Source organism: Sinomicrobium halophytocola (assembly GCF_052983395.1).
This window is the reverse complement of sequence record NZ_JBRKIT010000028.1, coordinates 1-23,990: the sequence shown is the minus strand read 5'-3', so window position 1 is coordinate 23,990 and position 23,990 is coordinate 1. Positions and strand designations below refer to the sequence as shown.

Below are 23,990 nucleotides of genomic sequence, written 5' to 3'. Positions count from 1 at the left end.
TCTTTTTACGCTGTTTTTTAATCGGCGATCGAATCTTTTTCGGTTCGCAGGAGAACTCCGTCACTTACGGTGCTGATATTCGTGGTCACGATCTTTTCTCCGTCTTGTATGCCGTCGGAAATATATACATGGTGGGCATCGATCAACCTGATATTTACCTTTCGGATTTCCAGTTTTCCGTCATGCATGACCCAAACGGTCTGGTTGCTCCGCAGGTGATTGCGATCCAGTTTTACTACTTTTTCTATTTTATCCCCCTGGATATAGGCTTCCACAAATTCGCCGATAATGAGTGTGGGGATGTTTTGGTCCGGGGCTTCAATGCCTAACGGATCGGGAACTTTGACCAGCAAACGGGCCAGACGGGTTTGTTGATCCAGTGCCCCTATTTTTTTGTGAAGGTAGCCCGTTCTGGTTTCATTTTTTTCCCAGGATGTTTTGTTGCTGATTTTCACGATAGCTCCCTGTTCTTTATCCGCTGAAGGGAAGGACAGCCATTTTAGTTTATTGATAGGCAGGCCTACTTGTACCCAATAATAGTCCACTCCTACGAGTCTTCCTAAATTATCTCCCGGGGCAACCAGGGAGCCGGTAGTAACATTCTGTGAAATTACCTGGGCATCGAACGGTGCGTTTATACGGGTTCGCCGTACGTTTAATTCTGCCTGGTTAACAGCAGCCCTGGCAGCTTGTAACTGGGCTTTTACAGCACTTAACTGGGGCTGCCGCAATACGAGCGATTTTTGCTTATCGGATAACGAGTCGGTGCCGACCAACGCGAAATCCTGTTCGGCAATGTGCTGCCGGCCCATTTCTATGGTTAGATTGGTTTCGGCCTGAAGTAATTCGCTTTTGCGTAGTTCCAGTTGATTTTCATAATCCGAAGGATCTATTTTTAACAGCAAGTGCCCTTTTTTAACCAAACCGCCGGGAACAAATGCCGCGGCACGTTGAATGACCTGTCCGCTAACCAAAGGACCCAGTTGTATGTCTTCTACAGGTTGTACCGTTCCGGTTGCCACAAACTCCGGGATAAACGATCCTTCTTTAACCGTTTCCACACTGACCAGCATGGCCGTTTTTTTTGTGGCCGCTTCACTCTTTGCCGTGGGTTCCGTAGTAAAAACCAGGAAGATTATGGTTACGGTAACCAGCAGAATTAATGTACAAATAATCAGGATTCTCTTTTTACTCATAATCTTTTGGACTAATTCGGAGTGTTTGTGTTAGCTTCGTTTTCCCGGCCGGTATCAAAACCACCCGCCAGGGCCCGGTATAAATTAATTCGTATTTCGTATAATTCCTGTTGTGCTTCCAGCCAGTCGCGCTGTAACTGTTGTTGTTGTTCCAGGGCAAGCAAAACATCAAGGTATGCTGTAAAGCCGTTCAGGAATTCGATATGTAATTGCTTGTTTACTTTTGCTGCCATGGTCAATCGGTTATCCAATACATCCAGGCGTTTAAACTGGTTTTCTTCCCGGATCAATGCATTTTCAACTTCCTGAAAAGCGGTAAGTACGGTTTGTCCGTATTGATAAAGTTGCTGCATTTTTACGGCTTCTGTCCTGTCTACTTCCGCTCGCAGCCTTCCCCAGTATAAAATAGGAGCCAACAGGTTTGCTCCGAGTGTATAGGCCCAGTTTGAAAATAACTCGCTGTATTCATTAGATCGCGCCTGCATGGAGAGGTTTAATGACAGCCGGGGGAATTTGTTCCTGACAGCCGCGGCCATGTCACGATCGGCGGCGAGTAATAAATTGTGTTCCCGCTGTATGTCCGGCCGTCTTCTGACAAGTTCCAGGGGGAGTCCGGTGACAGGAAGGTCGGGAAGTTCGGGTAATGAATCCCGTAATTCTGTAATAAACCCCTGGGGAGAAGTTCCCGAAAGAACGGCGAGTTGGTTTTTGAAAACACTTAAATTGGTCTCATAAATAATATGTTGATCTTTGGCTTCTTCCAGTAGCTGACGCTGACGCAGGATATCCACTCCTTTTATTTGTCCCCCTCCGAAACGGGCCCGGATTAATTTAATGATTTTCTGATTGGTCTCAATTTGTTCCGAAGCCAGTTTCAATTGTTTTTGAGTGGTAAGGAGTTGAAACCAGACTATTGCGATCTCGGCAGACAGGGTCATGGCTGCAGCCTGATAATCGTAATACGATGCCCGCAGCCTGAAATCTTCAGCTTCCAGATTGGTCCGTATCCTTCCCCATAAATCTACTTCATAACCGGCTGAAAGCCCTAACTGTGTATTTTCCCCACCGGCAAAATCGGGTTTGGGCCGACTGATTGCCGTTTGTGCGCTGGCATCAATATCCGGGAGTAAAAAAGTGGATTGTGTTTTGCGGATGGCCTCGGCTTCTTTTAATTGATACCAGATGCTTGTCAGGTTCATATTATTGGAGAAAGCACTGTCCATTAATATATTTAGTTGTTTGTCCCGGAATGCTGTCCACCATTTATCGGGCATTACCGTGTGTCCTGTCGATGAAAAACTTTCCGGTTTTTCTATAGGCGCCTCGACAACCTTCATTTTAGGAGAACAGCATACAAAACCTGCCATCAATAAAATGAATGCTGGAAATTTTAGCGGGGATGATATGTCTGGGGAATACGATATCAATGGGTAAATATTTTTGAGAAACGTCCTGAAATTACTACAGGCCTTTTAAAAGTAGAGTTTTTTGCTTAGTTGACCAAATATCAATGAGATAAGGTGGAAGACTGTTTGGATTCTGGTGTTCGTTTGTAACAGGAATCCATTTTATCCGGCATTTGCGATGCTTTTTATGGCGCATAACAAACCCTTTCGGTAGCTGGGGATGGTTGAAGCTAAGACAGGCCCCTCGTTTCCGCGATGCTCGGACGAGTACCGGTGGGGATAAACCTGTAATCGGGTGGCTTCGGTACACTTTCGTTTTTGGACGGAAGTACTCAGCCACCCCATGCCCATTTCAATTACTCCAGGGGCCAGTTTCTTTCTAAAAGCGTTACAGCTCTCCCCCTTTGAGGGGAGACACAGGGGAGCGCCCTCTCAAATAACCCAATCAACCGGGAGGTGCCGTAAGCACGATAATGTTTTATGCCGGTACGGTATCATCCTTAGCAGGAATAGTATCGTTCCGGCTCATAGGTAAACCCCGGCCATGTGCCCTGGGTTTCATTGTTGGCCGAAACCATATGGTTTCGGCTGCAAACCTATTTGTTGTCAATGATCGTGCATTCATTTTGCCCGGCTACGGTATCGTCTCCGTTAGTCACGATATGGTTTTGACTGGCCACGGTATCGTTTCTTATGGTCACGTATCTGTTTCGGCCGGCTTGCGTATCGTCCACATTGGTTAGGGTATGGTTTCGGCTGGGAACGTGTCTGTTGCTAATGACGGTGCATCCGTTTGGGGTGGCCACGATATCGTTTCAACTTCACACCTGTTTGTTTTCAATGATTTTGCGTTCGTTTCGACTGGTAACGTTACTGTGGCCAGTTGCAACCAAACGGTTTTTTCTTTTTGCCTCCTGACTAATACCCCCTATTTGTTTATACCCTTTAGCTTTGGCTACTTCCAGGTGTAGCCTTACCCAATGGCTGGCCCCATAACAGGTAAGGAACTATTATTCCGGAGAATTAAGGCGCTTTTCATCGTTTTATCGGCTTCGGTCGGTTCGTCATCGTCGTCATCAATAAGCCACATTAATCCGCCCTTTAAGCGTGTACTTAAATAGGTATATAGCATGGGCTGGGCCAATGTAAAGTTCAGAATGCTCATAATGTGCCTTGGGACACTACCTTTTTTGCGTTGTCCTTTAATCCAACGCATTAGCTCTATGTAGGAGTTTTGGGCATTCCGGTAGTTTTGTATGGGAGCAGTGGCAAACATGGAAAAATACCGGCCAATGGGGTGCCTCTACAGGGCGCTTCTCCCAAAATTACTTTGTGTTTGTTGAGACCGGTCTATAGCGACTTCAAATTTTTCCATAGCTTTGAGTTCAGCTTCACTTTCTGTAAGCCCTTCAGCCAGGAATTTTGCTTTCCATCCGGTATATACCGGGACCATACCCATCACACCGGCCATATCACCCAGCTTGACATTCATCATAAGGAAATTTTGTATGGCATCGTAAGCCCATTTAAGTATTTTGAACTTTTAAGAAGGTGTTTGGCATCTTTTAAAAAACTCACAGGGCTGTATCCTCTCAGGGCGTATTTACCTTTCGGTAAAAAAGCAATGGCATTCGTGGCAGATATGGTCTGTGTTAAAGCAATTTTAGGTTTTATAGCGACCTTCAGAGGGGAAGTAAATTGATTAAAATCAATTTTAATAAGAGATATTTGTGCAAAATATCGAGAGAATATCGGGATACATATTTTATGTAGATATTACTGATTACGACGTAATTGGTTGGATTTTAAAACAATAAAGGGAGCAAAGCTCCCAGTATTTTACAAAATTCGTGCGCTCGAGAGGATTCGAACCTCCACACCTTACGGCACTGCCGCCTGAAGACAGCGTGTCTACCAATTTCACCACGAGCGCATTTTATGAAAGAACTCCTTTTCTCAAAAAGGGTAGGCAAAAGTAAATAAACTTTGGGAATTCACAAAACCATATTTTAAAACATTTTGGAAATAATTCTCAAAGTAATGTATATGTATTTTCATCATCGTATTGTTTCGCAAACATTATTTTATGACAAATAGTAATAAGGCCTGTTTGAACGTTTGTCTCATGCATCGCAGATACCAGGGGAGATGAACAGGTTGAAAAAAGAGGTGTATATTTGATGATCTAAGAATTTCGAAAAGGATGTATTACCGGGCAGTTTGGAAGTATTTTTTGGACGTTAATATGTTTAACCTGGCATTTTCTATATTTTTTGTATTTGCCTTTGGAGTAGTTTCCGGCATACTCGTTTTTTGTTCTTTTGGTACGCTGATCGGTTTTCTGTGTTTTCAATACTTTAAGCACGGGGAATATTATGCCTACTACAATTTAGGGTTTACAAAAGCAGCTTTGATAAGGAGAGTTTTGGGAATAAATGTAGTTATATCGCTTGTCTTATTTTTTCTGGTAAGGTGATTTATAATGGAGGTAAACACATTGCAAATAGATATGTTGTCCAAATCTTTCGGGAAGAAACAAATCCTTTCCGATATCGGTTTTACATGTTCGACAGGAGAAATTATAGGTGTTTTCGGGAGAAATGGCGCGGGAAAGTCCACATTACTGAAAATTATTTACGGAACTTTAAAAGCGGATCGTATTTGTATTAAGGTTAATTCGAATAGTGTGAAAGCCCGCAATATCATACCCTCTAAGAAAATAGCCTATTTGCCTCAAAACACTTTTTTGCCGAAGGAATTGAAAGTACGGGATATTATTCCGTTCTTTTTTCCTGAGGGAGAGCAACAGGACAGGTTATTCTACTCTCCTTTGGTTGTAAGATTTGAAAACCTCCGGGTTGGAAAATTATCGCTGGGGCAGCTGCGTTATCTTGAAGTACTGCTTATTGCAAATCTCAAGCACCCTTTTGTGATGCTTGATGAACCATTTTCCATGATAGAACCGATATACAAGGATGCTATTAAGGAGATGCTGGTAGCATTAAAACAGACCAAGGGAATAATTTTAACAGATCATTACTATAAGGATGTTCTCCAGGTAAGCAACAGGAATTTTCTTCTGAAAGAAGGCAAGAAAATAGAAGTGAATGATATACATGACCTTGCCGGGAATGAATATTTAAAGAGATGATTTATACTGAACAGGTCATAAAGATATCTGAACACCGGTCAAAACTGTCATTTCGGGTGGAGTCCGGAAATATACCGACATGGTACTGAGGCTTCCTGACTTCACCCGTGCTGACATCTAATAAGGAACAGGTTGTTTTTCAAACCTAATATTTTCAATTTTGCAGGTATTTATTCCCTTTCCCAGAAAGGAGGAGGGGTGATCCCTAACGCCCGGAGATATACATAACCTTGTCCGCGATGATGGATTTCATTGTCCGTAAAGTAAAGCAGGGTACCGTAGATGTTGTTTTCATACATCCCGAAAGCGAGGTCCTTTTCCTGGAAGCGTCCGGGGGGTATTTGCGGCCATAAAGTGTTTATCTGTTCGGTGACCTGGTCCCAGAGTTCCAGGATCTCTTTTTTAGTCTTAGGTGTAGGCATATCATCCAGGTTTTCCCATTTTCCGGAAACGACACCTTCTATTCCCGGTCTGGCTATTTTTATCAATTCCATGGCGAGTTCGGAAAAGGGTCTCATGCCTCCTATGGAGAATGAATAGAGTTCTTTTTCCGGAAATGCTTCTATAACCCGGCGGGTTAATCTGCGATGCCCTTGCCAGTGTTCGAGGAAGTTTTCCGAATGAATTACAGGAGCGGTAAGTGTGGTGCTTTGAGCATTGTTGTTTTCCATGATTTTTAGCTTTTAATTTCTATACCACAAAGTAAATGACAGGTAGTGACAGCCCTATGTCAACAGGAAAATAATTTTTTCATACTATTGTTATTGTAGCGCGAAGAGGTTTATATTTTTGTAATTGAGATGGTTGTGTTTCTGTGCTTATGGTTAAGTATCGGTAAACCCATAAACAAAACGATGCCTTATTTGGGAAAAGTGATACATTGAACCGGGAAAAAGATTGATCTTAAAAAAGAAGAAAGGTATTATGGCCGGAGATACATATGACACGGTAATGGATTGTAAAGAAATCTCTTTGGTACGAAAGGGATTTTCTGTACTGGACACCATCAGTTTTCAATTAAAAAAAGGAGAGAACCTGGCTATTACGGGAGTTTCCGGGGCCGGTAAGACTACCTTGGCCAGGTTGCTTGCGGGAAAAATTAAACCGACTTCCGGAACGTGTAAGATAAAAGTGTCCGCCGTGCAAATGGTGGAGCAGCAGGACCAGTTCCTCTCCGTTTCCGGCAGGGGGAATACACATTACAGCCAGCGTTACGAGGCACAGGACACCTCCGGTATGCCCGATGTCCGTGAATATTTGTACCGTGTCCGGAAAGATGCCGGGGCTACGGAAGAGGAAGTGAACCGGGCTATGGAGCGCACGGAGATAACTCATATTGCGGACAGGAAACTTTTACAGCTAAGTAACGGGGAGCGAAAGCGTACCCAACTGGCGGCCGTTCTGCTCCGGAAACCACAGATTTTAATACTCGATCAGCCCTATGTGGGACTGGATATACATTCCAGGAAGCGACTGGACGATCTTTTACTCGATCTGTCGCAAACGACCACCCTGGTATGGATATGCGGGGCAAACCAGGTCCCTGCTTTGGCAGATAAGGTGCTGGAACTGGAAAAAGGGAACGTAAAGAAATTTACGGAACGAACAGCATATACCTTTTCTCCGGTAGAAGCAATATCCGCCCCCAACGGTTTTCTGCTTGACACGTTACAGGTACCCGGAGAAAAGAAAGCCTTCGATATTATTGTGGATATGGAAGATGTTAATGTAAGATTGGGAGGAAAGCATATACTCAAAGAGATCAACTGGCAGGTAAAGCGCGGAGAGCAATGGGCACTGGTAGGGCACAACGGAGCCGGAAAAACAACGCTTCTGAGTCTGATCACAGCCGATAATCCGCAGGGATATAGCAACAAACTTACCCTGTTTGACCGCAGAAGAGGAACGGGAGAGAGTATATGGGACATTAAAAGGGAAATAGGTTTCGTATCCTCTGAACTTCACCTTTATTTCTTACGGGGCAGGGGTATTTTCAATACGATCCCGGGGATAGACGATGGCGGACGGGAGGTATACAGTACCCTGAGCTGCCTGGATGTTATTGTATCCGGGTTCAACGATGAGGTAGGGCTCGTAACACAGCCCTCGGAATACCAGTTGCACATAGCCATGCAATGGCTTGAGATACTGGGACTGGAACGATTGGAAAAAAGTCTTTTTGCCCATGCGTCACTAGGAGAACAACGATGTATACTGCTGGCCCGGGCGCTGGTTAAATTCCCTTCCCTGCTTATCCTGGATGAACCCTTGCAAGGGCTCGATGAGCAGCAAATAATGTATTTTAAGGCCCTGCTCGATCAAATATGTGATACGCTAGGCACTACCATGATCTTCGTATCGCACTACAGCGGGGAAATTCCCGATTGTGTAAGTCACATCCTGGAAATCAGTGGAGGAGAAGTAGTCCGTAAAGAGCCCGTTAACTGATTTTTAACACCGTAGACAGGTGATTGTTGCTTTGCAAAGGTTATATTTATAATCTAACAAAAAACAATCAACCCGATGTTAAAGAAGATATTCATTCCGTTGAGCATGGCGGTCTTTTTGTCCGGATACGGTCAGAAAATCAAGGATGACATTAAACAGATCCTTCCCGAAGGAGAACATGCTTTTACCGTCGTCCACTTCAGTAAAAAGGAACAGCAAGGTACTGTCGAAATCCGACAAAACCCGCCTTATGCGGGACATAGAAATACAACAAAAGTCACACTGTCGGGAGAACAGGCGGAAAAAATATTTAACGGCAGAGATACGGAGGGGGCAAACGAAATGGTTATATATACCGGGAAAGAGAAATACACGGTAATATGTAAAGATGACATCATAACCTTTGTTCCGGAGCGTGATTCGGTCTCCTTCGCCGTAGACTGTGCTACGGGTGAATTTATTTCGAACGATCGTAAGGTCATGATGAAAAGGGAAAAAGTGGATGTTCGGTCATCAGACAATATCTTCGGAAGCCCTTGGGAAGGATACCGGTGGGAATCACCAGAGGGCGATTTCTCAGGGTATGACTTTACGGTAGGCAGACTCCAAAATAATGGTAAGGTTTACATAGAAATACGGACCCCGGAAGATATGCATTACAGATTGTTGTCCAGCTGATACTATATAAAAATAAAAGAGGCTTTTTGGGCCTCTTTTTGGTTACGGTCTTTTTATTGTTTTTCAACATTGTAAAAGTTATAATCAGTCATAGGTGCATCCGTAAAACCCAGGTTACGGCCTATGGTAATAACCTGTCCCCGGTGATAAGTGCTGTGGTTAACACAATGCATTACATATTCGAAGCCCGGAAAGTCAGAACGGAACCACGGGCTTTCAATAAGGATTTTTTCTTCTATGTTTTCTTCTACCAATGTATGGATATAACTGGCTAATTCTGAAGATTGTTTGAGAACTCCCGTAAAGGTATCTTCCAGTGTTTCCTTAACTTCTTCAAATGTTTTTGGAGGCTCCTTTTTTAAAACAGAAAGCCAGTATCTTTCGGTTTGCCTGATGTGTTCCAAAGTAGGTCCGATCCCGGGAAAGCTGGAAGGAACATGTTGTTTCACAAGGTCTTCGTCTTTTGTTCTCAGCCACTCCACGAGCTTTGTATTAGCCCAGAGATTGTAGTTGACATAGTTCTGTGTAAGTAAAGAGATGGTAGTTTTCATAATTTATTATAAAGGTTTTGTTTGTTTATTATCTGGTTCAAAGATAAGGGCACTGTCTGCCAACAGAATGTCAGTAATAAATGGTTTTTCCGGAAAAAATACCACCATACATTTTTTTGATTGTAGTATGGATGCGGGAAAATAAAAAAGGTTGCCTGATAATTCAGAGGCAACCTTTAGAATTTTATATAGGGTTTACGGAATTATTCTGCGAGTTCCGTGATCTCTACGTCAAAAACAAGATCGGCATTCGGTGGGATAACTCCTCCGGCTCCCGCTTCACCATACGCGAGGTGAGAAGGGATAAAGAGCCTTACTTTGTCTCCTGCGTTCATCTGTAAAAGTCCTTCCCTGAAGCCTGGGATAAGGGGAGAGTCCGGGCCGTAGAGCATGGGTATGGGAGCATATCCGCCTTTTTCTTTACGAACCTCGTTTACCGTACCGAATTTCTCCACGATACTAAGTTCATTGGAATCGAACAGTTTCCCGGTATCCAGGAACCCGGCATAATTAACTTTTACATATGTGCCTTCCTGTGGTTTTTCTCCGTTTTCAGCTTTGTTCAGGTACAATATTTTCAATCCGCTGGGAAGTTCTTCCGCCTTACCTATCTGGCTCTCGAACTCCCGAACCAGGGCTTCGGCTGCTTTTTTAGCTTCTTCTTCCCGTTTGTTGATCTTGTCGAAATATTCGGTCATTACCTTAACGGCATCAAATTTTTTGGCTTCTTTACCGTTCCGGATGATGGTTACCTTATTCATAACCACATCTTCCAGGGGTTTGTTACCATCGGGAGAGGTTTTTACATTGGCTATGGTATCTACGACTTCCAGGCCTTCCACAACTTTACCGAACACCGTATGCCTTCCGTCCAGGTGAGGCGTTGGCACATGGGTAATAAAAAACTGGCTGCCGTTGGTACCCGGTCCGGCATTGGCCATAGACAGTGTTCCTTTGCTGTCGTGCCTGAGCGTGTCCACGATTTCATCCTCGAATTTATACCCGGGACCAGATTGGCCGGTACCGGACGGGTCTCCGCCCTGTATCATAAAATCTTTTATGACCCGGTGAAAGGTGACACCATTATAAAATTTCTTATTTTTAAGGCTGTCTGACACAAAGGGACTGGTCCCTTCGGCCAGAGAGATAAAGTTAGCTGCCGTTACCGGGGTTTGTTTGTAGTGTAATTGGAGGATCATTTCTCCCTTATTGGTCTCTATATCGGCAAAAATACCGTCTCCGAGATCAGAATGCCTGGTACTTTTACACCCCAGGGCAACCAGGACAAGAAGCAAAAAAGCTGCATTGATTTTTTTCATGGATATTAATGTTTGTGAATTTGGTTTTGCGTTGTAAATTTTATGAATTCATTTAAACTTTTGATACTTGAATAAACTTATTGTATATCCCCGGAAGTATTCCCCGTAGTCACACTGTCCCGGGCAGTTTCCAGGATGTCCAGCAGGGTTATTGTACTTTTTACGGGAATGTTGACCCCTATCCTGTTTTCGTCACCATGATAGCCAAAAGCCAGGGAAGAAGGGAACATGAAAGTAGCGGTTTCTCCTTTTTTCAATAGTTTGACTGCAGTCCTGAGCCCCGGGAACAAATCTTCTTTGTCTACTTTAAAACGAACCTGTCCGATTTCTTCTTTACTGTAAATAATGCTGTCATTCAGGTAGCGGATATCGTAGTTAATGAGTATAAGATCATCTGGTTGTGGCATATAGGCGCCCATACTGTCTTTTTGCTGATAATAATACCAATAGCCGTTTGGTGAGGACCTATAGACGTGTACACTGTCCTTTCGTATAAGTTCCTTAATTAGTACCTGTTCTTTTTCCAGCAGTTCCTTATTCCGCTCCACGGATTTCCGGAAAAATTCCCCGGTTTTTACAGCTACGGGTCTTCGGGCTTCGGGTTCTTTGCACCCGGTGAACATGAAAAGGGATAACAGCAGGGTACAGAGAGGCCGGGTAAAGGAATGCTTGTTTAATTCATCCGGTATCCGGAAACTCGCTATGTTTTTTTTACCACACCTCATTTTGTCAATTCCTTTTTATACTCCTCCAGCAGTTTCGTGAACTTCTGAATGGTATCCTCCATAGAAAGATCGCTTCTTCCCCCGGAGGCATTGATATGTCCACCGCCGTTAAAGTGTTTTCTGGCCACATCGTTGACAGAGAAATCCCCGACGGAACGCAGGGAGATCTTGATAAAATCTTCCTGGGTATCCTCAAGAAATATGACCGAAAACCGAACGTTTTTGAGCGATAGCCCGTAATTTACAAAACCTTCCGTGTCCCCTTTTTTAAAGCCGAATTGCTCCAGTTCTTTCCTGCTCAGGGTAATATATACCGTGTTGTATTTTTCCAGGAGCACGAGATTTTTTAGTGCGCATCCCAGCAGGTGTAGCCTGCTTAGTCCGTTGGTATCATAAACGGCACTGTGTATATCCGAATTTTCCGCTCCCCTGTCCATAAGATCTGCAACCACCCGGTGGGTGATGCTTGTAGTGGAAGGAAAACGGAACGATCCTGAATCCGTCATAATTCCGGTGTAAAGGCAGGTGGCTATATCTTTGTTTATTTTGTCACGATGGCCCAGGGTGTCCATAAAATGATAGATCATTTCACAGGTAGATCCCATTTTCGGATCGGAATAGATATATGTGGCGTAATCGTCAGGTTGTTCGTGATGGTCTATCATTACAAAGGCAGCCTTACTGTTTGCCAGGGATGGTTTCATATCTTCAACACGGTCCAGTGAATTGAAGTCCAGTGTAAAAATAAGGTCGGCATTTTCTATAAGTGCCTTTGCCGTTTTTCTTTTGGTGTCGAATTTCAAAACACTCTCGCTCCCCGGCATCCATTTCAGGAAATCCGGGTATTCGTTGGGAGATATAACCACGACATTGTGCCCCAGAAGATTCAGGTAATGATATACGGCCAGGGAAGCACCTATAGCGTCTCCATCCGGATTTTTATGTGGAACAATAACAATGTTCTTTGACGAGGCAAGTACATCCCCGAGCTCTTGTATGTTTGTATTCATAAGGGGCTAAGATACGATTTATCCCGATTTTTTGTCAAAAATAACCTGAAGTTATCCGTAGCGGAAGACCGTTTGCCGTAAAAACCATAACATTCGGTTAATACGACATATCGTACATTTGTTTTTTCTTGAAAATAACGAATAAATGAGACGATTATTTTTACTCCTGTTCCCCCTTTTCTTTATAGCATGTCAATCTGCAAAAGAAACGGTGTCTACAATTTCCGGACCGGACTATGTTATTGCATTCGGTTCGTGTAATAACCAAAGGCTGGAAAATGTACTTTGGAAAGAAGTGTTGAAAAACGATCCGGCAGTATGGATATGGGGCGGGGATAACATCTATTCGGATACGGATAGTATGGAGATAATGCAAGAGCATTATAAGAACCAGTTGGCACAGGAAGATTACAGGAAGGTGAGGAACAAAACGAAAATACTGGGCACCTGGGACGACCACGATTACGGACTGAATGACGGGGGAGAAGAATTTCATGCCAAACAGGGAACCCAACAACTCTTTCTGGACTTTATGGGAGTGGCCGAAAACGATCCCCGGAGAAACAGGGAAGGGGTATATCATTCGGAAATATTGAAAACGCCGAAAGGAACAATAAAGATCATCGTACTGGATACCCGGTATTTCCGTTCCGGACTTACGGAATCTCGGGAAAAAGGAAAGCGATATATGCCCGGCATTTACGGGGAAGGTACGATGCTCGGAGAGCGGCAATGGCAGTGGCTGGAAAAGGAGCTTGCCGGTTCGGATGCCGATTTTAACCTGATCGTAAGCAGTATCCAGTTTTTATCCGGGGAGCACGGCTTTGAAGCCTGGGCCAATTTTCCGCATGAAATAGACAGGTTACAGCAACAAATATCCGATTCCGGGGCCAAGGGGGTGATCGTTCTCTCGGGGGACCGTCACATATCCGAGTTTTCCAGGGCGGAAATAGCGGGTCTTTCTTATCCGTTGGTGGATTTTACCAGCAGCGGGTTAACACACTCTTATACACAATTTACCTCCGAGTACAATCCGTACCGGGTTGGGGAAGTGGTTTCGGATATCAGTTTCGGACTTTTACAGTTTGATTTTGATAAAAAACAGGTAACCATGCAGATACGCGGCAGGGGGAATAAAGTTTTAGGGGAATTGGTACAGAGGTACTAGGTTTGTCCTCCTAATTGTTTGTTTGCAATCGTTCTATTATTTTCATACATTCCACAGCTTCCTTTACATCATGGACCCGTAATATATGTGCCCCTTTGAGTAATGCAATGGTGTTTAGCGTGGTAGTACCGTTCAGGGCTTCCTGCGGAGTGTTCCCCAGGAGTTTGTATATCATCGACTTCCGGCTAATACCCGCGAGGACAGGCAATCCGAGGTTGTGCAGTAGTTCAAGTTTGTCCATCAGTTCGTAGTTGTGGGCAATGGTCTTGGCAAAACCGAAACCGGGATCGATTATAATATCGCTGATGCCTGCTTTTCGGGCTTCAGCTACTTTTTCTGAAAAATAATAGAGGATTTCTTTGGTAATGTCATCATACTGCGGATTTTGCTGCATGTTCTGGGGTGTCTCTTTCATATGCATCATAATATAAGGTACACGTAATTTGGCTACGGTAGGGATCATTTCGCTATCCAGGTTACCCGAAGCGATATCATTTATAATGGCTGCCCCTTCTTCCACACATGCCCTGGCAACGGCGGCACGGAAAGTATCGACCGATATACGAATATCCGGAAATTCTTTTACCAGTAGAGAAACGACCGGAACAATGCGGTGAAGTTCTTCCGTTTCATCCACATGCTGCGCTCCCGGGCGGGAACTGTAGGCACCGACATCAATAAAAGTGGCCCCTTCGTTTAACATCTTTTCCGTGCGGCTAAGAATATCGCTTTCGTCCTTGTATTTTCCGCCGTCGTAGAAAGAGTCGGGAGTAATGTTGAGTATTCCCATGATTGCGGGAGTGGAGAGATCGATTAATGTTCCTTTACAGTTTATGGTCATTGTTTTCCGGTTTTGAATGTTGTCATGACAACATAAAAATTATTCGTGTATTCGTGGTAAAACCCACTTTCAGTCTACTGCAAATCTATGGATTTTACGCCGGTGATTTAGTCTGTCACCAGACAGAAAACAACAAAAACATCCGTGTATCCGTGGCAAAATAGAGAACAAATAATTAAAAAACATCAAAGATACTTTCTCTACTGCGGAATGAAATTTCCTTTCAGGAGTTGAGCAATTCAAAAAATTAAGCGAAATTTACGCAAAATACAATCAACAGCATGCAGGATACTTCAAAACAATACGACGAAGTGATTGCCACTTGTCGGGAATTGTTCGTTAATAAAATGAAGGATTACGGGAGCGCTTGGCGGATATTGCGGCTGCCTTCCCTTACCGACCAAATATTCATCAAGGCCCAGAGGATACGTAGTTTGCAGGAGAAGAAAACCCGGAAGGTAGATGAAGGAGAGGCTTCGGAATTTATAGGGATCATCAACTATTCCGTGATGGCACTTATCCAGATCGATAGAGGCATAGCCGATCAGCCCGATCTCCTTGTAGATGAGGCTGCTGCGTTGTATGATGAAAAAATAGGAGAAACCAAGAACCTCATGGAGGCCAAAAACCATGATTACGGTGAAGCGTGGCGCGACCTGAGAGTCAGTTCTCTTACCGACCTTATCCTGCAAAAATTACTGCGCGTTAAACAGATTGAAGACAATGAAGGCAAAACCCTGGTGAGCGAAGGTATCGGGGCCAATTACCAGGACATGATCAACTATGCCGTCTTTGCATTGATATTATTACAGGAATAAATACCGGGGTTCACAGGAAACCAAATCTATAATTTACCTTAGTACATGACAAAAATCGGTTTTGCACAATTTATCGGAAAATCAGTTTAACCCCTCCCGATAATTATCGGGACTTTCGGGAGAGGGATTATCGAAATTCAATTTTTGTCATGTACTAAAATAATTTACATAACGCAATGAAACCGGCATGACTAAAATAATCCTTAGACCGCGGCACAATGATTATTTTAGTCAAGGGGTTACATGCGACCGTTGAAAACGCAATAAAAGTGAACACATGAAATATATCATAAACTTCTCCAGAATAGTCGTCGGTTTTTTATTTATCATCAGCGGAGCTATAAAACTGAATGATCCGGTAGGATTTTCTTTTAAACTTGAAGAATATTTCGGTGCGGATGTCCTTAACCTTCCATTCCTCACGCCATACGCACTGGGCATAGCCCTTTTCCTTGTGGTACTGGAAGTGTTGCTTGGCGTCATGTTGCTCCTGGGCTATAAACCGAAATTTACGGTATGGACCCTGTTGCTTATGATCGTATTCTTTACATTCCTGACATTCTATTCCGCTTATTTCAATGTGGTTACCGACTGCGGTTGTTTCGGGGACGCCATAAAGCTGACACCCTGGGAATCTTTCAGTAAGGATATTGTGTTGCTACTGTTCATACTGGTATTGTTCTTCGGGCAAAAGTATATCCGTCCTTTTATATCGGTGAAAACCGGGGCTGTAGGTACGGTTATAGCTTTGGTGATCTGTGTTTTGTATGCCAATCACGTGCTCAATCACCTGCCTGTGGTGGATTTCAGACCTTATAAAATAGGGGCCAATATAGAAGAAGGTATGATAGTTCCCGAAGGCGCTCCCAAACCGATCTATGAGTATTCCTGGAAATTCCGGGTGGACGGGGAGGAGAAGATTATAAAGACCAATGGCGATTATCCTACGGTAGACGGAGAATTTATAGATGTGGAAACGGAGGAAATACAAAAAGGTTACGAACCCCCCGTACACGATTTTACCATAGAACAGGAAGGAGAAGATTATGCGGAGGAAATGCTTGCTGAAGATAAACTTATTATGGTTATCGCTTACGACCTTCGTAAAACCAGTCCCGAGGGTCTGGAAAAAATAAAAGCAGTGACCGACAGGGCTATTGCAGATGGATATAAGGTTATCGGCATGTCCGCTTCGGATGAGAAACTTACCCGGCCGGCACAAAAGAAATACGGACTCAATTTTGAGTTTTACTTTACGGATGCCACAACTTTGAAGACTATAGTTCGCTCTAATCCGGGAATATTGAAACTCCACCGGGGCACCATAGTACAAAAACTGCATTTTAACGATGCGGAGGCGTTGGAAACGAAGTAAAATATAGCCGGGCTCTCAAATATTATATTAAATTTGTAAGGTTGTCTTTTTCAGAAGAAAGCTACTTTCTTTTTCGGGCAAAAATGACAACTACTTTCTCGGGCCGGTAGAAGTTTAAGGGCCCTGATCGATAAAACTCGTTTAAACGGGTTCATAAAAATAAAACTGCTATGAAAAAGAACTTTATGGTCGTATTTTTTACGGCCTTTACGCTGGTGCTCTCCGCTCAATCGCAGGAGTTTTCTGAAGAAGCCCTGGAAGACGTATTTCTCACCGTGGAAGGAAAAGATATCACTTTTTCCGAAATACTGGAAGCTAATCAGGGAAAAACATTGTTTATCGATGTCTGGGCGTCCTGGTGCAAGGACTGTATTGAAAGCGTCCCAAAGCTGAAGGAGATCAACACCAAATACGACGATGTTACTTTTGTTTTTCTGTCGCTCGATCGCAGTGTGGAAGGTTGGGAGAAAGGAAGGGAGAAATATCACCTCGATTACGGACAGCATTATTTTATCAAAGCCGGCTGGAAGGGAAGCCCTTTTTGCCAATCTATTAAGCTGGACTGGATACCCAGATACCTCGTGGTAAACCCGGAAGGCAAAATAGAATTATTTAAAGCTATAGAAACTGATGATACGCAATTAATAAATACCTTAAACCATACCATAAAATGAGAAAAAAGATTGTTGCCGGAAACTGGAAAATGAATAACGATTTGGGACAAACAGAGGAATTGTTGTCCAAACTTCTCAAAAAAATGCCCGATACCGAAGCGGAGGTCATGGTGGCCCCTGCTTTTACCAACCTTCGGGTTGCTTTTGACACGCTGAGCCAGAGTGCCGTGGAGGTTATTGCGCAAAATATGCATTTTGCCGAAAACGGGGCATATACCGGTGAAGTATCGGCAGAAATGCTGAAAAGTGTAGGGGTACGGACCGTAATACTCGGTCACTCGGAAAGACGTGCCTATTTTAACGAAACCGATGAAACACTTGCCAAAAAAGTAGACACTGCCCTGAATCACGATATGACTATCGTATTCTGTTTCGGAGAAGAACTGGAAGACCGCAAGGGAGGAAAACATTTCGAAGTAGTTGAAAGTCAGCTTAAAAAAGCCCTTTTCCATCTCAAAGCCTCTGCCTGGAAGGATATTATCCTGGCATACGAGCCCGTTTGGGCTATCGGTACCGGGGAAACAGCTTCGCCCGAACAAGCACAGGAAATGCACAAATTCATCCGCGAGACCATTGCTTCCAACTACAGCGAAAAAGTGGCCGACGGTGTATCTATTCTTTACGGGGGCAGTGTAAAACCCGATAACGCCAAAGAAATATTCTCACAACCCGATGTGGATGGTGGCCTTATAGGCGGCGCTTCCCTGAAAGCCAAAGATTTTATCGCTATCGTAGATGCGATTTAGAGTTACAGGTTTCAGGTTGCAAGTTTGAGGTTAACCCTAAACATGCAACCTGAAACTTACAACGAATAAGAAAATGGACACATTGTATATTGCCTGCGATTTTAAGGTTAAACCGGTACAACCGGGAACGGAAATTCTTATTGCTGAGTTAGGGGAAGCTGGATTTGAGAGTTTTGTCGAAAATGAAGAGGGAGTTATAGCCTATATTCAGAAAAGTGAATGGAAACCCTCTAGCCTGGAAGATATCTACATTCTCAAAAGCGGGGAATTCGATATAACTTATGAGGTAGATGAAATCGCCCAGGTAAACTGGAATGAGGAGTGGGAAAAGAACTTCCAGCCTATAGAAGTAGACGGGACATGTACGGTAAGGGCCCCGTTTCACCCGGTACCCGCAACCGAATTCGATATTATCATAGAGCCCAAAATGAGTTTCGGAACGGGTCACCATGAAACCACCCATATGATGATACAGCACCTGTTGCGACTAAACCTGAAAGGGAAAAAAGTGCTGGATATGGGGTGCGGAACGGGAGTGTTGGGTATACTGGCGGAAAAACTCGGAGCTTCTGCGGTCGATGCCATAGATATAGACAATTGGTGCTATCTGAATTCACTGGAGAATGTAGAGCGAAATCAATGTAACGCCATTTCCGTCTATGAGGGAGATGTCAGCTTGCTGGAAGGGCGGCGTTACGAGGTGATTATAGCCAATATAAACCGGAATATCCTGTTGAACGATATCCCCGCTTATGTAGCTTGTCTGGAACCAGGAGGAATACTTCTGCTCAGTGGGTTCTACAAAGACGATATCCCTGTTATAAATGAACTTTGTGTGAAATTTTCATTAAACATTATGGATGTTCTGGAGAAAAACCATTGGGTTGCGGTGAAGTACGGCGATGCGGAGCTGTAACCCGGTAGCTTCGGTACATCCCGAACGTAGTTCGGGACACTCAGCCACCTCGTTTTGTGAAACCTACCCCGGAATTTTAAACCTGGAACCATTAAATGTTGCAATTATGGTTTTTTAATGCGTTTGCCGGATAGGGCTGACGAAGACAAATTTCTAAAATAAATTTTGTGTAATTTTGTATAAAAGTCGTTTACATCTTATCTTTATGACAATGCATACGGAAGAAAACATATATTTGAGAGAAGACACCTGTATGCCCGGAGATAAAAAAGGGGTATTTTATGCCTCTACCCGGGAAGAGACTTTAGAAGAGGTATTGGTGGAAGAGGATGTGCTGAAGCAAAACGAGATAGTCCTCTACAACGATGATGTCAACACTTTCGATCATGTGATAGAAACCCTGATCGATGTGTGCGATCATACCCCCGAACAGGCTGAACAATGCTCCATTATTGTACATTATAAAGGGAGATGTACAGTAAAAACAGGGGCTTACGAAGACCTGAGACCACGGTGTTCCATGTTGCTGGATGCCGGACTGAGTGCGGAGATCGTATAACCATTACGTTTTACTTTTTCTCCGGAGCCTGTAATACCTTGAACAACCCGAAAGACTTGAAAAGGTGGAATAATCCTGGCAGGATAAGCACGGAACCTGCGAGGAGAGTATAAGCTATGGAATTAATTACAGTTTTCCCCGCTATATTTTCGTAAATGCTTACCGGACCTTCCGTGGTGATGATCAGGGAAGGAAAATTGGACTGTACCCAGGCACCCAACATCAGGAATACCTGTAATGCTACAATGATCCTTATAACCACTTTTTTACCTTTGGCGAGATAAATCCATATGGGTATGAGGAGTGAAGCCGCAATGATAACCAGTACAACACTGAATGCATTGTCAAAGAAGTGATCTATAAAAACCTCTTCCGCATAAAAACCGTAACCAAAAATAAGCAAGGAACTCAACGCAACCGATATATTGGCCTTCCTGGCCTTTTTAATGAATAACCTTTGCTCTTCACCGGAAGTTTCACCAACCAGGAATACAGCAGATAAAAAAGCGACGAGTGAGGTGACAAAGACACCCATTAAAAGGGAGGTAATATTAAACCAGGGAGAAATATAGGCTTCGACAAAATTGTGGTTCTCTATTTCCTCTACCGGGATAAGTTTTCCGGAAATAAGAGCCCCGGCACTCACACCAAGTAAAAAAGGGGTTATGATACTGGAATACTGGAAGAGCTTGTTGTAAACGTTTTGTGAACTATCGACTACCGCATCGTAATGACGGAAAACAAAAGCTGTTCCTCGCACCACAATACCAAAAAGCAACAGGGTAAGCGGAATGTGCAATTGCGTGGTAATAATATAGTAGTAGTTTGGAAAAGCAATCCACATGATAACGATGACGATGATAAGCCATACGTGATTCGCTTCCCAGACAGGACCTATGATCTGGTATGCTATTTTCTTGGTCACTTTCTTGTTTTCCCCGGAAGACAGTAATTCCAGTATACCCACGCCGAAATCCGCTCCGCCGAATATAAGATAGAAATATACCGAAACAAACAAGAACAAAAATACTACTGCAGTCATTACGAATTATTTTGGCGGTTAAACACAGTGATCTGTCTGCCCATCAGCCAGCCGACAGCCAGGGCGAGCAGAACATACATGAGGATGAATATGAAGAGACTGTATTCGATACCGTCTATCGGGGTTACGGAATCCTTTGTCCGCATAATGTTGTAAATCACCCAGGGTTGCCTGCCCACTTCAGTAACTATCCACCCGGCCTCTACGGCAATAAAACCCAGGGGAGCGGCAAGGGCAAACATCAGCCAGAACCATCTTTTCCGGAGCAGGGACTTCTTTTTTCTGCTGACAAAAAACACAACAGCCAGCAATGCCAGTAATGTGCCAAGACCTACCATAAGCTGAAAAGCGTAATGCGTAATAGCCACCGGGGGCAGGTTTTCTTCCGGAAAGTCATTCAATCCCTTAACTTCCGCATCAAAATCGCCAAAAGCCAGGAAAGAGAGCATTTTCGGGAGTTCTATTTTATGGGTAACCTCTTTTTTCTCTTCATTGACTATTCCCCCTATATACAGCGGCACCCCTTTTCCCGTTTCGTAATGGGCTTCCAGGGCTGCGAGTTTTACCGGTTGCCTTACTGCTATGTCTTTAGCGGAAATATCCCCGCTCAGTGGTTGTAATATGGCGGCAATGGCACCAAAAGATATGGCAATGGTAAATGCCTTGCGATGTATGGCAATATTTCTTTTGAGATATATCTGCCAGGCGTGTATTCCCGCTACGGCAAATCCGGTGGCGGTAAAGGCGGCGAGGACCATGTGGAGTGCCTGTGAAAACCAGGCTTCGTTAAACAAGGCTTTAACCGGATCGATATTCAGGAATTCCCCGTTGACATATTCGAAGCCAGAAGGCGAGTTCATCCAGCCGTTAGCGGAGACTACCAGTATACCCGAAGCCACGCCCGATATGCCGATGATAAGCCCGGTAAACCAGTGAAACCATTGGTTTTTTATTTTTTTCCATCCGTAGAGATAAAATCCCAGGGCAATGGCTTCTACAAAAAAAGCCGCGCCCTCCAGGGAAAACGGCATGCCTATGATGGGGCCTGCGTGCAACATGAATTTTGGCCAGAGTAAACCGAGTTCAAAAGACAGGATCGTCCCCGATACTGCCCCCGTTACAAAAAAGATGGCTACCCCTTTTTGCCATGCTTTGGTCAGGGACAGATAAGCCTTGTCTTTTGTCTTCAACCATTTGTAATGAGAGACTACCATAAAAAAGGGCATGACCATACCAATACAGGCAAAAACGATGTGGAAGATCATTGAAACGGCCATTTGCAGACGGGCTGCGTCGAGTGTTTCCATAGGAGGGAAGTTTACCATACAAATTTACGGCTTTGCAGGCATAAGTCCCTCCGGAAATGTGTTAAAGATACTTGCCTTAGTAAGACAATCCCGGTGTTTTTTTCAGGTATTGATCCGTATTGAGCTGCATGAGTAAAAACATGGCTACATCCGCTTTGGATATTTTGAGGGTAACCGTTCTGTCGTTAGGAGCAAATCCGTGCCTGAAGTCGCCCGTAGCTTGCCCGTTGATAAAAGCGCCGGGCCTTACCAGGGTCCAGTCCAGATTACTTTCCATAACATATTTTTCCTGTAGTTCATGGTCTTTATATGCACCTTTAAGATACCAGCCGAACATAATATGTTTCCAGAAAAAGTTGAGATTGTCCCTGCTGTCACCGGCACCGAGTGTACTCTGGCATATCAGCCGTTTTATTCCTTCGTTCCGCATCCCTTCTATAATATTCCGTGTGCCCTGCGACCGCACGGTACCTTTTCTGCCCGAGCCGATAACACATAGTACGGCATCATGATCTTTTACAGCCTTTCTTACGGCTTCCTTATCCAGGATATCCCCTTCAAAAACACTCAGGTTACGGTGTCGAATGTCCTCCAGGTTCTTTTTGTCGCGGGTAAACGCGGTGACGATGTAACCCAGGGTAAGAGCCTCCAGTACCAGGGGCTTACCGATGTTGCCTGTAGATCCGAAAATAACGATTTTCATAATTTCTTGTTTTTTGTTCAAAACTACAGTACTAGGTCGACCGTTAATAGAATGAACCCGACATGGAATAAAATCATTCCCCGGTAAAAACAGTGAGAAAATCGGAGGGAGTATAGCCAGTGAATTCCTGGAAGGTACGGATAAAGTGTGATTGATCGGCATAACCGTTGTCGTAGGCGATATCGGTAAGTTTCATATAATCTTTGGACTGTAACTGTACCATCGCCGACCGGAACCGGCATATCCTGGCGTACAATCGGGGAGAAACTCCTACATGTTCCCGGAATTTCCGTTCAAAGGTCCGTTCGGATATCTGCATATCGTTTTGCAGTGCTTTTAAAGATAATTCCCCGTTATTCTGTAACAGGCGGGAGGTAGCATGAGAAAGCCTGTTGTCCGTTATTATCGGTTGTTGTCCGGCCAGACCAAGAAGAAAACCGGTCATAATTTCCAGGCGTTTTTCAGTAGATGCGGAAGTGGAAAGTTGTTCCCGGACGTATTTTACGTTTGCAAACGGCAGGAGTTCAAAATCGATACAACTGTCTGTGAGTTCACTGGCATGAATACCAAACAGGGAACGTATGATATGCGGGTACAAGATGAAAACAAATGCACGGACTTCCCCATGCGTGAAAATATGTATGGGTTTTACAGTCTGACCGTAAAGGAAGAGGGAAGATATTTTTTTATCGTTCAACATGATATCCTCACTGGAATCGATATACATGATCCCAGGGCAGCCATCCGCAAAAAAAGGCATGTCGTTATCCAGGTGTTCCGGAACAGATTTATGGAAAGACAACACCGATTTTACATAAGGGCGGAGCGTTTCCGGGATCGTATATGTACTCTTGTCTTCCATAATATTCAGGCGTAGGGAATTCCTTAGTTTGGGAGTTTGTTAGCCACTGATTCACGGATTAGCTATGAAAAGTGATTAGGGGACAACATGAATTAACTTTCCCATACTGAATATACATAAGAAAACTTAAAGCTACAATCAAAAAATGGATATAATGAGGAAAAGAAAAGAGCGGGAGACGAGGTTCCCTTCGGCTGGGCTCAGGATAAACTTCTCACCTCGAAAAGACCTTGAATCAAAAATGGTTATGGGGGGAAGGGTAATCTAAAAAAAGAGCGGGAGACGAGGTTCCCTTCGGTTGGGCTCAGGATAAACTTCTCACCTCGAAAAGACCTTGAATCAAAAATGGTTATGGAGGGAAGGGTAATCTAAAAAAAGAGCGGGAGACGAGGTTCCCTTCGCTGGGCTCAGGATAAACTTCTCACCTCGAAAAGACCTTGAATCAAAAATGGTTATGGGGGGAAGGGTAATCTAAAAAAAGAGCGGGAGACGAGG

The 23,990-nt window shown here is 43.9% G+C and carries 24 protein-coding genes and 1 tRNA gene; 10 read left to right on the top strand and 15 right to left on the bottom strand.

The features are described 5' to 3' along the window. Nucleotides 1-17: 17 nt before the first annotated feature. The 5 genes from ACVBDY_RS11050 to ACVBDY_RS11030 form a co-directional block, all read right to left on the bottom strand. Nucleotides 18-1,196: an efflux RND transporter periplasmic adaptor subunit gene (locus ACVBDY_RS11050; RefSeq protein WP_447175542.1), complete on the bottom strand. Its 1,179-nt coding sequence runs from the start codon at nt 1,194-1,196 to the stop codon at nt 18-20. A gap of 11 nt (nt 1,197-1,207) precedes the next feature. Then, entirely contained in the window at nt 1,208-2,563 is a 1,356-nt protein-coding gene (locus ACVBDY_RS11045; RefSeq protein ID WP_447175541.1) for an efflux transporter outer membrane subunit, read from the bottom strand. 1,012 nt (nt 2,564-3,575) lie between these two features. Further along, nucleotides 3,576-3,818: a hypothetical protein gene (locus tag ACVBDY_RS11040; RefSeq protein WP_447175540.1), complete on the bottom strand. Its 243-nt coding sequence runs from the start codon at nt 3,816-3,818 to the stop codon at nt 3,576-3,578. A gap of 87 nt (nt 3,819-3,905) precedes the next feature. Beyond that, the gene (locus ACVBDY_RS11035) at nt 3,906-4,097 is read right to left on the bottom strand and encodes a hypothetical protein (protein WP_447175539.1); all 192 of its coding nucleotides are present in this window, start codon (nt 4,095-4,097) and stop codon (nt 3,906-3,908) included. A gap of 356 nt (nt 4,098-4,453) precedes the next feature. Further along, a tRNA-Leu gene (locus ACVBDY_RS11030) sits at nt 4,454-4,535 on the bottom strand. A gap of 549 nt (nt 4,536-5,084) precedes the next feature. Here ACVBDY_RS11030 and ACVBDY_RS11025 point away from each other — a divergent pair. Further along, nucleotides 5,085-5,753, top strand: coding sequence for an ATP-binding cassette domain-containing protein (locus tag ACVBDY_RS11025; protein ID WP_447175538.1), 669 nt, complete (start codon nt 5,085-5,087; stop codon nt 5,751-5,753). A gap of 170 nt (nt 5,754-5,923) precedes the next feature. Here the strand turns inward: ACVBDY_RS11025 and ACVBDY_RS11020 are convergent, their stop codons facing one another. Then, nucleotides 5,924-6,424: a DinB family protein gene (locus tag ACVBDY_RS11020; RefSeq protein ID WP_447175537.1), complete on the bottom strand. Its 501-nt coding sequence runs from the start codon at nt 6,422-6,424 to the stop codon at nt 5,924-5,926. A gap of 253 nt (nt 6,425-6,677) precedes the next feature. On the opposite strand from ACVBDY_RS11020, the gene ACVBDY_RS11015 reads away from it, so the two are divergent. Then, nucleotides 6,678-8,201, top strand: coding sequence for an ATP-binding cassette domain-containing protein (locus ACVBDY_RS11015; protein WP_447175536.1), 1,524 nt, complete (start codon nt 6,678-6,680; stop codon nt 8,199-8,201). 75 nt (nt 8,202-8,276) lie between these two features. Further along, nucleotides 8,277-8,879 carry a hypothetical protein gene (locus ACVBDY_RS11010; protein WP_447175535.1) on the top strand — a complete coding sequence of 201 codons (603 nt, stop codon included), beginning with the start codon at nt 8,277-8,279 and terminating at the stop codon, nt 8,877-8,879. Between the two features lie 53 nt (nt 8,880-8,932). Here ACVBDY_RS11010 and ACVBDY_RS11005 read toward each other — a convergent pair whose 3' ends face one another. The 4 genes from ACVBDY_RS11005 to ACVBDY_RS10990 form a co-directional block, all read right to left on the bottom strand. Continuing rightward, on the bottom strand, nt 8,933-9,430 hold the full coding sequence (locus tag ACVBDY_RS11005; RefSeq protein ID WP_447175534.1) for a DinB family protein: 498 nt from the start codon (nt 9,428-9,430) through the stop codon (nt 8,933-8,935). A gap of 203 nt (nt 9,431-9,633) precedes the next feature. Then, entirely contained in the window at nt 9,634-10,749 is a 1,116-nt protein-coding gene (locus ACVBDY_RS11000) for a peptidylprolyl isomerase (RefSeq protein WP_447175533.1), read from the bottom strand. A 77-nt stretch (nt 10,750-10,826) separates the two neighbouring features. Beyond that, nucleotides 10,827-11,474 carry a gliding motility-associated peptidyl-prolyl isomerase GldI gene (gene gldI / locus ACVBDY_RS10995; protein ID WP_447175532.1) on the bottom strand — a complete coding sequence of 216 codons (648 nt, stop codon included), beginning with the start codon at nt 11,472-11,474 and terminating at the stop codon, nt 10,827-10,829. Beyond that, nucleotides 11,471-12,484 (bottom strand): DHH family phosphoesterase, encoded by a 1,014-nt coding sequence (locus tag ACVBDY_RS10990; protein ID WP_447175531.1) that lies wholly within the window; start codon nt 12,482-12,484, stop codon nt 11,471-11,473. The genes gldI and ACVBDY_RS10990 overlap by 4 nt, the downstream gene beginning before the upstream one ends. A gap of 145 nt (nt 12,485-12,629) precedes the next feature. Here ACVBDY_RS10990 and ACVBDY_RS10985 point away from each other — a divergent pair, with 145 nt between their 5' ends. Beyond that, the gene (locus ACVBDY_RS10985) at nt 12,630-13,652 is read left to right on the top strand and encodes an alkaline phosphatase D family protein (RefSeq protein ID WP_447175530.1); all 1,023 of its coding nucleotides are present in this window, start codon (nt 12,630-12,632) and stop codon (nt 13,650-13,652) included. A gap of 10 nt (nt 13,653-13,662) precedes the next feature. Here the strand turns inward: ACVBDY_RS10985 and folP are convergent, their stop codons facing one another. Continuing rightward, the gene (folP, locus tag ACVBDY_RS10980; RefSeq protein ID WP_447175529.1) at nt 13,663-14,493 is read right to left on the bottom strand and encodes a dihydropteroate synthase; all 831 of its coding nucleotides are present in this window, start codon (nt 14,491-14,493) and stop codon (nt 13,663-13,665) included. Between the two features lie 281 nt (nt 14,494-14,774). On the opposite strand from folP, the gene ACVBDY_RS10975 reads away from it, so the two are divergent. From ACVBDY_RS10975 to ACVBDY_RS10950, 6 genes are all read left to right on the top strand, one after another. After that, nucleotides 14,775-15,311, top strand: coding sequence for a DUF1599 domain-containing protein (locus ACVBDY_RS10975; protein WP_447175528.1), 537 nt, complete (start codon nt 14,775-14,777; stop codon nt 15,309-15,311). Between the two features lie 277 nt (nt 15,312-15,588). Next, complete coding sequence (locus ACVBDY_RS10970) at nt 15,589-16,686, top strand: BT_3928 family protein (protein WP_447175527.1); 1,098 nt, start codon at nt 15,589-15,591, stop codon at nt 16,684-16,686. 170 nt (nt 16,687-16,856) lie between these two features. After that, nucleotides 16,857-17,360, top strand: coding sequence for a TlpA family protein disulfide reductase (locus ACVBDY_RS10965; protein WP_447175526.1), 504 nt, complete (start codon nt 16,857-16,859; stop codon nt 17,358-17,360). Further along, nucleotides 17,357-18,106, top strand: coding sequence for a triose-phosphate isomerase (tpiA, locus tag ACVBDY_RS10960; RefSeq protein ID WP_447175525.1), 750 nt, complete (start codon nt 17,357-17,359; stop codon nt 18,104-18,106). Before ACVBDY_RS10965 ends, tpiA begins: the two co-directional genes overlap by 4 nt. A 73-nt stretch (nt 18,107-18,179) precedes the next feature. Next, complete coding sequence (gene prmA / locus ACVBDY_RS10955) at nt 18,180-19,022, top strand: 50S ribosomal protein L11 methyltransferase (protein WP_447175524.1); 843 nt, start codon at nt 18,180-18,182, stop codon at nt 19,020-19,022. A 253-nt stretch (nt 19,023-19,275) separates the two neighbouring features. After that, nucleotides 19,276-19,581 (top strand): ATP-dependent Clp protease adaptor ClpS, encoded by a 306-nt coding sequence (locus ACVBDY_RS10950; protein ID WP_447175790.1) that lies wholly within the window; start codon nt 19,276-19,278, stop codon nt 19,579-19,581. A gap of 10 nt (nt 19,582-19,591) precedes the next feature. Here ACVBDY_RS10950 and ACVBDY_RS10945 read toward each other — a convergent pair whose 3' ends face one another. The 4 genes from ACVBDY_RS10945 to ACVBDY_RS10930 form a co-directional block, all read right to left on the bottom strand. Beyond that, a complete protein-coding gene (locus ACVBDY_RS10945) occupies nt 19,592-20,623 on the bottom strand; it encodes a cytochrome d ubiquinol oxidase subunit II (RefSeq protein ID WP_447175523.1) in 1,032 nt (343 codons plus the stop codon). Then, nucleotides 20,623-21,930: a cytochrome ubiquinol oxidase subunit I gene (locus ACVBDY_RS10940; protein ID WP_447175522.1), complete on the bottom strand. Its 1,308-nt coding sequence runs from the start codon at nt 21,928-21,930 to the stop codon at nt 20,623-20,625. Before ACVBDY_RS10940 ends, ACVBDY_RS10945 begins: the two co-directional genes overlap by 1 nt. Nucleotides 21,931-22,006: 76 nt before the next feature. Then, a complete protein-coding gene (locus ACVBDY_RS10935) occupies nt 22,007-22,633 on the bottom strand; it encodes an NAD(P)-dependent oxidoreductase (protein ID WP_447175521.1) in 627 nt (208 codons plus the stop codon). Nucleotides 22,634-22,706: 73 nt separating this feature from the next. Then, nucleotides 22,707-23,495, bottom strand: coding sequence for a helix-turn-helix domain-containing protein (locus tag ACVBDY_RS10930; RefSeq protein WP_447175520.1), 789 nt, complete (start codon nt 23,493-23,495; stop codon nt 22,707-22,709). Nucleotides 23,496-23,990 lie beyond the last annotated feature (495 nt).